Origin of the sequence: Desulfofundulus thermosubterraneus DSM 16057, assembly GCF_900142025.1 — a bacterium.
GTDB lineage: Bacteria > Bacillota > Desulfotomaculia > Desulfotomaculales > Desulfovirgulaceae > Desulfofundulus > Desulfofundulus thermosubterraneus.
On the sequence record NZ_FQZM01000074.1, the window covers coordinates 1 to 6495 of the forward strand.

Annotated in this window: 7 protein-coding genes; all 7 read left to right on the forward strand. The window is 44.4% G+C overall.

From position 1 onward, the window contains the following. Positions 1–373: 373 nt before the first annotated feature. Positions 374–844: a pyridoxamine 5'-phosphate oxidase family protein gene (locus BUA65_RS17095; RefSeq protein WP_072871549.1), complete on the forward strand. Its 471-nt coding sequence runs from the start codon at positions 374–376 to the stop codon at positions 842–844. 498 nt (positions 845–1342) lie between these two features. After that, positions 1343–2326 (forward strand): 5-oxoprolinase subunit B family protein, encoded by a 984-nt coding sequence (locus BUA65_RS17100; protein WP_072871551.1) that lies wholly within the window; start codon positions 1343–1345, stop codon positions 2324–2326. Between the two features lie 28 nt (positions 2327–2354). Continuing rightward, positions 2355–3341 (forward strand): 5-oxoprolinase subunit C family protein, encoded by a 987-nt coding sequence (locus BUA65_RS17105; RefSeq protein WP_072871554.1) that lies wholly within the window; start codon positions 2355–2357, stop codon positions 3339–3341. Positions 3342–3386: 45 nt separating this feature from the next. Continuing rightward, on the forward strand, positions 3387–4121 hold the full coding sequence (locus tag BUA65_RS17110; protein ID WP_072871560.1) for a 5-oxoprolinase subunit PxpA: 735 nt from the start codon (positions 3387–3389) through the stop codon (positions 4119–4121). A gap of 39 nt (positions 4122–4160) precedes the next feature. After that, positions 4161–4382, forward strand: a complete 222-nt coding sequence (locus BUA65_RS17115) for a biotin/lipoyl-containing protein (RefSeq protein ID WP_072871556.1) — start codon at positions 4161–4163, stop codon at positions 4380–4382. 157 nt (positions 4383–4539) lie between these two features. Then, positions 4540–5889, forward strand: coding sequence for an acetyl-CoA carboxylase biotin carboxylase subunit (locus BUA65_RS17120; RefSeq protein WP_072871562.1), 1350 nt, complete (start codon positions 4540–4542; stop codon positions 5887–5889). A gap of 21 nt (positions 5890–5910) precedes the next feature. Beyond that, on the forward strand, positions 5911–6495 hold a 585-nt coding region (locus BUA65_RS17125; protein ID WP_072871558.1), incomplete at its 3' end, for a hypothetical protein.

Sequence of the window (6495 nt, forward strand, 5' to 3'; positions counted from 1 at the left end):
AATCACCATGGGAGGTGAATTCGCTCCTTAAAAAAATTACTATATTTAGCAGAAGACAGTATTAGTTCAAGAGGATTTTTATGTCCAGGGGTGGTTCCCTTTTTGATTACCGTGGTGGGTAACTTTTTGATTGACACAACCATCATGAGATATTTCTTTTAGCTATTTTCTTAAGGGAACAGCATTTGCACTACTTAAGTTCGTTTATAGCAAAAGATTTCTGAAAAGTTAAGCCACCTCTTGATATGAATCGTCCCATTATGGAAAAATAGCATCATCCTTTGTGAGGTCTATAACGGAAAAATTTTTGTGGAGTTAACTACTGGATCTTGATACGGACAAATTGGGCTCATCAGTTTAAGGAGGCCTGCTAGTGCCTAAGATATGGATTAAAGATGAAAGTGTGAGCCGAGACTTTCTCCGTAAACAGCTTGTCGGTGTCCTTGCCCTAGCCCGAGATAGGGTGCCCTATTGTATCCCGGTTCATTTCTTGTATCTTGATGAGCGAAACAAAATCTACATTCATTCGGCCAAAGTAGGTAAAAAAATGGATATAATCGTTGAAAACCCTAAAGTTTCGTTTCTTGTTTATGAGGTTGAAAAGCTGGTTAGCGCCAATAATCCGTGTGATTTTGCTACGCGTTACACAAGTGTAATAGTACACGGTCATGCACGAATTCTTGAAAATTCCGTCGAAAAGTCTGAAATATTAACTGAGTTGGTTCGTAAGTACGGGAGCGGAAACACGGCTTTTCCGCAAGTTATGCCGCTGCAGGCTGATAAGGTTGCGGTGATAGAGATTAACATTAAACAAATAAGCTGTAAGCGCAACGTAGATTGCTAGTTTTTGGTATGTTTAAAGAGATTTAAAGAGGAATGAAGCCTGGAAAAATGGCGTTGCGATCACGCTCTCGAAAAAACCTTCTAACCTTGGCAAAAGCAGAGTGGATTAAAAAATTGTTAAAGCCCAGAACATGGTTTGGGAAAAAACGGCAATACAATTCTGCGTTTCAAGATTTTGTAGTTAGAGAGGGGTTTGGCAACAGCCTCCTGGCTTATACAAAAAGTCTCAAGTGGCCTGAATGCTTTTATGCATTATTAAATGCATAAACGCATTAATACTGTTGACTAGCTTGTCGACTGGCTTAATGAGCTAAAAAAGCCCTCGCTTTTAACTATTTAATGCATTATTGCATTTTTATTGTAATTTTTATTGGAATAAAGTTATGGAATTTATGAGTTTTTTAAGGCATAGTACTTGCAAGGCTTATGATTATTAGGCAGCAGATACTAAAAATTGCGAAAATAAAAAATTAACAAAAAAGGGGGCTGCTAGCCAGTTATGGAAAAGGATTATAGTGTCATCCTGGATGCCCTGCCAGAAGATGGAGCCAGGCCAAAAGTACTGTTCAGGCAGGCAGGAGACGGATTTCTGCAGGTTGAGTACGGGGAGGTTCCGAGGTTTAACCTGATCGACTCGTTTAGGGTGCTTACCGTAAACAGTGCCATTAAGTCCAAGAAAATCAAAGGTTTATACGAAACAGTACCTGCTTTGCGGACAAATTTATACCATTTTGACCCGCTAGAGTTGCCTGTTGAGAAATTGATAGCCGAAATCAAAGAAGTGGAAGAGTCGTTAACGGACGTGGAGAACATTGTCTTCGAGTCGCGCCTGATTACCTTACCCATCGCTTTTGAAGATAGCGAAACAAAAAAAGCAGTAGAAAAATATGTGAAAGAGATCAGGCCGAATGCCCCCAATGTCATCAACGGTTATAACCTGGAGTATGTTGCTTTGTGTAACGGAGTTACGGTTGACGAAGTGAAGAAGCTGGTCTGCGGAACGGAATGGTATAACAGCGGGAATGGTTTTTGGCCCGGCGGGGGTTTTTTCTGGCCGCTGGATCCTAGGTGCGCCATTGTGGTGCCGAAATATAATCCGCCGAGAACGTGGACACCTGAAGGAGCGGTGGGTATTGGAGGGCCTTGTTTATATATCTATCCGACGCCAACGGGAGGCGGATACCAGCTTTTAGGAAGAACAATTCCCATATTCCAGTTCAGCCAGAAACACCCTCTGTTTAAGGATAGCCCTACTTTCTTTAAGGCTGGCGACAGAGTACGGTTCTATGAGGTTTCGGAGGAAGAAATTCTGTCTATTTACAAGCATGTCCATGAGGAGACCGATTATGAGTATGCCATAAAGACGGGGAAATTTGTGGTGAAGGATTGGCTTTCGTTTTATAATTCGGAAGAGGTGCAAAAGGGAGTGAAGGAACTCCTGGCAAAACAAGAAGCAGGAAGCAAAGTAGCCCCGCGAGTTTAACAACATGAATAAGGAGGAGAACTATTTTATGTTGCTGGTAAAAAAAGGTGGCATTGAAACCGTTATTGAAGATTGGCCCGGAAGAATCGGTTACCTGGATAATGGTATGGCCGCATCCGGTGCGTTCGATTATGTTGCCCTGGGGTTGGCCAACTTGCTGGTGGGAAACCCTCCCGGTGAGGCAGGAATAGAGATCGCGGGCGGCTATTTTGAAGCTGAGTTCGGCGTGGACACTGTTATTAGCGTTACCGGAACTGACATGAAGCCCACCCTTAATGATCAGCCCATTCCTTTGTGGGAAGCGATCAGGGTGAGCAAGGGCGATGTTATAAAATTCTCTCACTTCGGGGAGTTCGGCTTCAGGGCCTATCTTGGTGTGGCGGGAGGAATTGACGTTCCCGTATACTTAGGAAGCAAGTCCACCTGTTTATTTGGGAGCTATGGGGGGTATGAAGGGAGGAAATTGCAAGCTGGTGATGTGCTGAACTTTGGTAAACCACAGGAAGACTTAAAGAGCCTGGAGGGCCGGAAAATTAAAAAAGAGGCCGTTCCTGAATACTCGCGGGTGTGGGAGCTGAGAGCGTTACCGGGTCCCAATTCGTGTCCCGATTATGTGACAAAAGAAGGAATGGATTACCTCTTTTCGCATGAATTCAAGATCCAACATAGCTCAAACAGATCGGCCTACCGGCTTGAAGCAATAAAAGGTATAAACTTTTTCGCCAGAAAAGATGGAGGTGTGGCAGGCAGCCACCCATCAAATGTTTTAGATCACGCCTATGCCATCCCCGGCGCTTTAAATATTTGCGGTGATACCCCCATTCTTTTAATTGCTGACGGCCCCACCCTTGGTGGTTACCTCTGCGCATTGAGCGTGATTATGGCCGATCTTTGGAAGATAGGGCAGGGGATTCCGGGCAGGGACTATGTCAGGTTTGTTTATTGTACACGAGACGATGCAATGAAGGCCAGAGGTGAATTAAAAGAACTTTTAAGCGAGAAATCCCTGGCGTAGATTTTAGAATAAGGGAGTGAGCAAAAAGTGGATTTAAACGTCGATATGGGTGAAAGCTTCGGGAGATATAAGCTCGGCCAGGATGAAGAAGTAATGAAGTATATTACATCAGCGAATATTGCCTGTGGCTTTCATGCCGGAGATCCCCAGGTGATGCATGAAACGGTTCAACTGGCCAAAAAATACGATGTGGCTGTTGGTGCGCATGTAGGTCTTCCCGACCTGCGGGGTTTTGGACGCAGGCGGATGGATATAACTCCAGAGGAATTAAAAACCGATACTCTTTACCAGCTTGGAGCGCTGGATGCTTTTCTGAAGGCACACAGCATGAAAATGCAGCACGTAAAGCCGCATGGTGTGCTTTACCGCATGGTCTCAGAGGAAGAAAAATATGCGGAAGCTTTTCTTGAAGCAGTTAAGTTGTTTAACCCGGAGCTTTACATTTTTATTCCCAAAGGAACATTAATTTGGGATCGGGGCGCTGATCTGGGTTTTAAGATGGCGGCGGAAGTTCTTGTGGATCTCAGCTACGACGACCAGGGGAATTGGGTTTTGGAGCGGAAAAAGAAAGCTTGGTCTCCGGAAGAAGTTGCCCAGCGCGCAGTTATGGTAGCCAGGGACAAGCAGATAACGACAATCGGTGGAAAAAAGATTGATATTGAGGCCGACACGATTTGTTGCCATGGCGATTCGCCCAATGCCGTCGAAGTGGTTAAAAAAATAAAAGAAGAATTTGAACGCCTGGGTATACCGCTGTGTAAAATTAGTGCTTCTAAATAATGCTTTTGCCATCACACAAGATAAGGAGGATCTTAGGGTATGGAACAAATTGTAAGAGCACATATGCCTGGATTGGTTGCAAGGGTGGTGGTAAATGTGGGCGATAGGGTTCAAAAAGGGCAAGAGGTCGCAGTTATTAATTGCATGAAAACCGAACTTTCCGTACAATCAGAATATGATGGGGTAGTAAAAGAAATTCTGGTTAAAGAATGGGACGAAATGGAAGTAGGAAGTCCGATGGTTGTTTTGGATGTTGAATAAAAAGTTTTGTAAGTTCAGTAATTTTTAATTACTTAAACTCCAGGGGCCCCTAAATAGTTATAAGATCACAGCTGCAAATAGATTGGCAATTATCAGGACAAGAGTTGCATGATCTACCTATTGAAGGGGCCCCATGCGGCATAAGGATGGGGGGAACGTGATTAAGAAGCTGCTTATAGCCAACAGAGGTGAAATAGTTGCAAGAATAATCAGGGCTTGCCGTGAGCTGGATATAAAAACGGTGGCCGTTTATTCGGATGCTGACCAAAGTGCGCCTTACTTAAAAGATGCAGATGAAGCTTACAATCTTGGCCCGGCAAATCCTGTAAAAAGTTATCTCAATATTGAAAAACTGATTGATGTTTTGAAAATATCCCGAGCAGATGCCGTTCATCCTGGCTATGGCTTTCTGGCTGAAAGTTATGCTTTTGCTCAAGCAGTTGTTTCAAGCGGGGCAATTTGGGTAGGGCCTCCACCTGAAGTATTGAAAGCAATTGAATCGAAGTGCTATTGTAGAAGAATCGCAGATTCCGTTGGCGTACCTGTGCTACCCGGTACTAATGAACCAGTAAGAGACGCTAATGAAATCTTCCAGTTTGCCGCTAAATATGGTTATCCGTTTTTGCTCAAACTGGATAAGGGTGGCGGAGGAAAAGGTATTGAATCCGTGAATAGTGAGGAGAAAATTAAAGGTGCTTTTGAAAGGCTTTCGCGGATTGGGTATATGGCCTTCGGAAACGGTGACTGTTACATTGAAAAGCAGGTTATGATGCCGAGGCATATAGAAGTTCAGTTTCTTGCCGATCATTTTGGTAATTATGTTTGTCTGGGTGAAAGGGAGTGCTCAATTCAAAGGCGTTATCAAAAAATTATTGAAGAATCCCCTTCTCCGGTTATTACGGAGGAAGACCGTCAGACTCTCTACAACTATACAATAAAGCTGGCAAAGGCCATGGGTTATCGAAACGCAGGTACTATAGAATTTCTTAGATCAGAAGATGGAAGCTTTTACTTTATGGAGGTAAACGCAAGGTTGCAGGTAGAACACCCGGTGACGGAACTTGTAACGGGTGTGGATATTGTCAAGAGCCAGTTAAAAATTGCTTCTGGGGAGAAACTAAACGTGGAGCAGGAAGAAATTAACTTAAGAGGCCATGCCATAGAGGCAAGGGTTTATGCCGAGGATCCGCTTTCTTTTGTGCCTTCTCCTGGCAAAATAGAAAAGCTTATTTTTCCTTCGGCAAACGGCCACTTTCTGAGGATCGACCATGCTCTGGAAGAGGGCTTGAGCATACCTCCCTATTATGACCCGATGTTAGCCAAGGTTATTGCCTGGGGATCGACCCGGGAAGAGGCGATTCGACGTCTAAGAGAGGCTCTGGCTGGCTTTCACATTGGAGGAGTGAAAACGATTATTCCGCTAAACTTAATGGTATTGGAAAATAATAGTTTTGTCAGTGGTCAATTTTATACCGGTTTTATACGGGAATTGCTTGCTGCGAAATAACCAGCTTGGGAGGGAATAGAGTTGGGTAATGACACTAAAATTGCCGATGCAGGACCGGGGGGTTGGATTGCTTACTCCATTGCCACCTGGATTGCCTGGGCGGCATTATGTGGGTTTGTGAGCAGCAAGGCCCTTTTGTTCATGGCATGCATTTCTCTGGCCTGTACTATTCCGTATCTCGGTGCCGCAATAACCCAATTAAAACTGGGGAATGTAGCAGGCGGCGTTACCTGGCTGTATTTCGGTTCGTTTTTTGCCTTTTGTTCGGCGTTGACTTATGCAGTAAATTATTTTGCAGGTATCTACGGTTGGGAAGTGGATGCCCGGATTCTGGGTTACGAATGGGCAATTTTGGCGCTGGTACTGATCTTAACAACCCCGATTTTTTTAAAGTTTGCGCCAGCAGCCGCTGCTTTGTCGGTTATGGCGGCTGACATTGGCCTTGCCAGTCTTGCCTTAATCTATTGGGGGGTTGCCGGTTCGTTCATGCTTCAGCTTAGCGGATGGTCTTTCTTTGTAGCAGGGTTTTTCGGTATTGTGATGGCTGTTGGAGGGATCCTTGGCGGAGCTGGTATGAAGTTTCCCATGGGTAGACCTCTGCTCAAA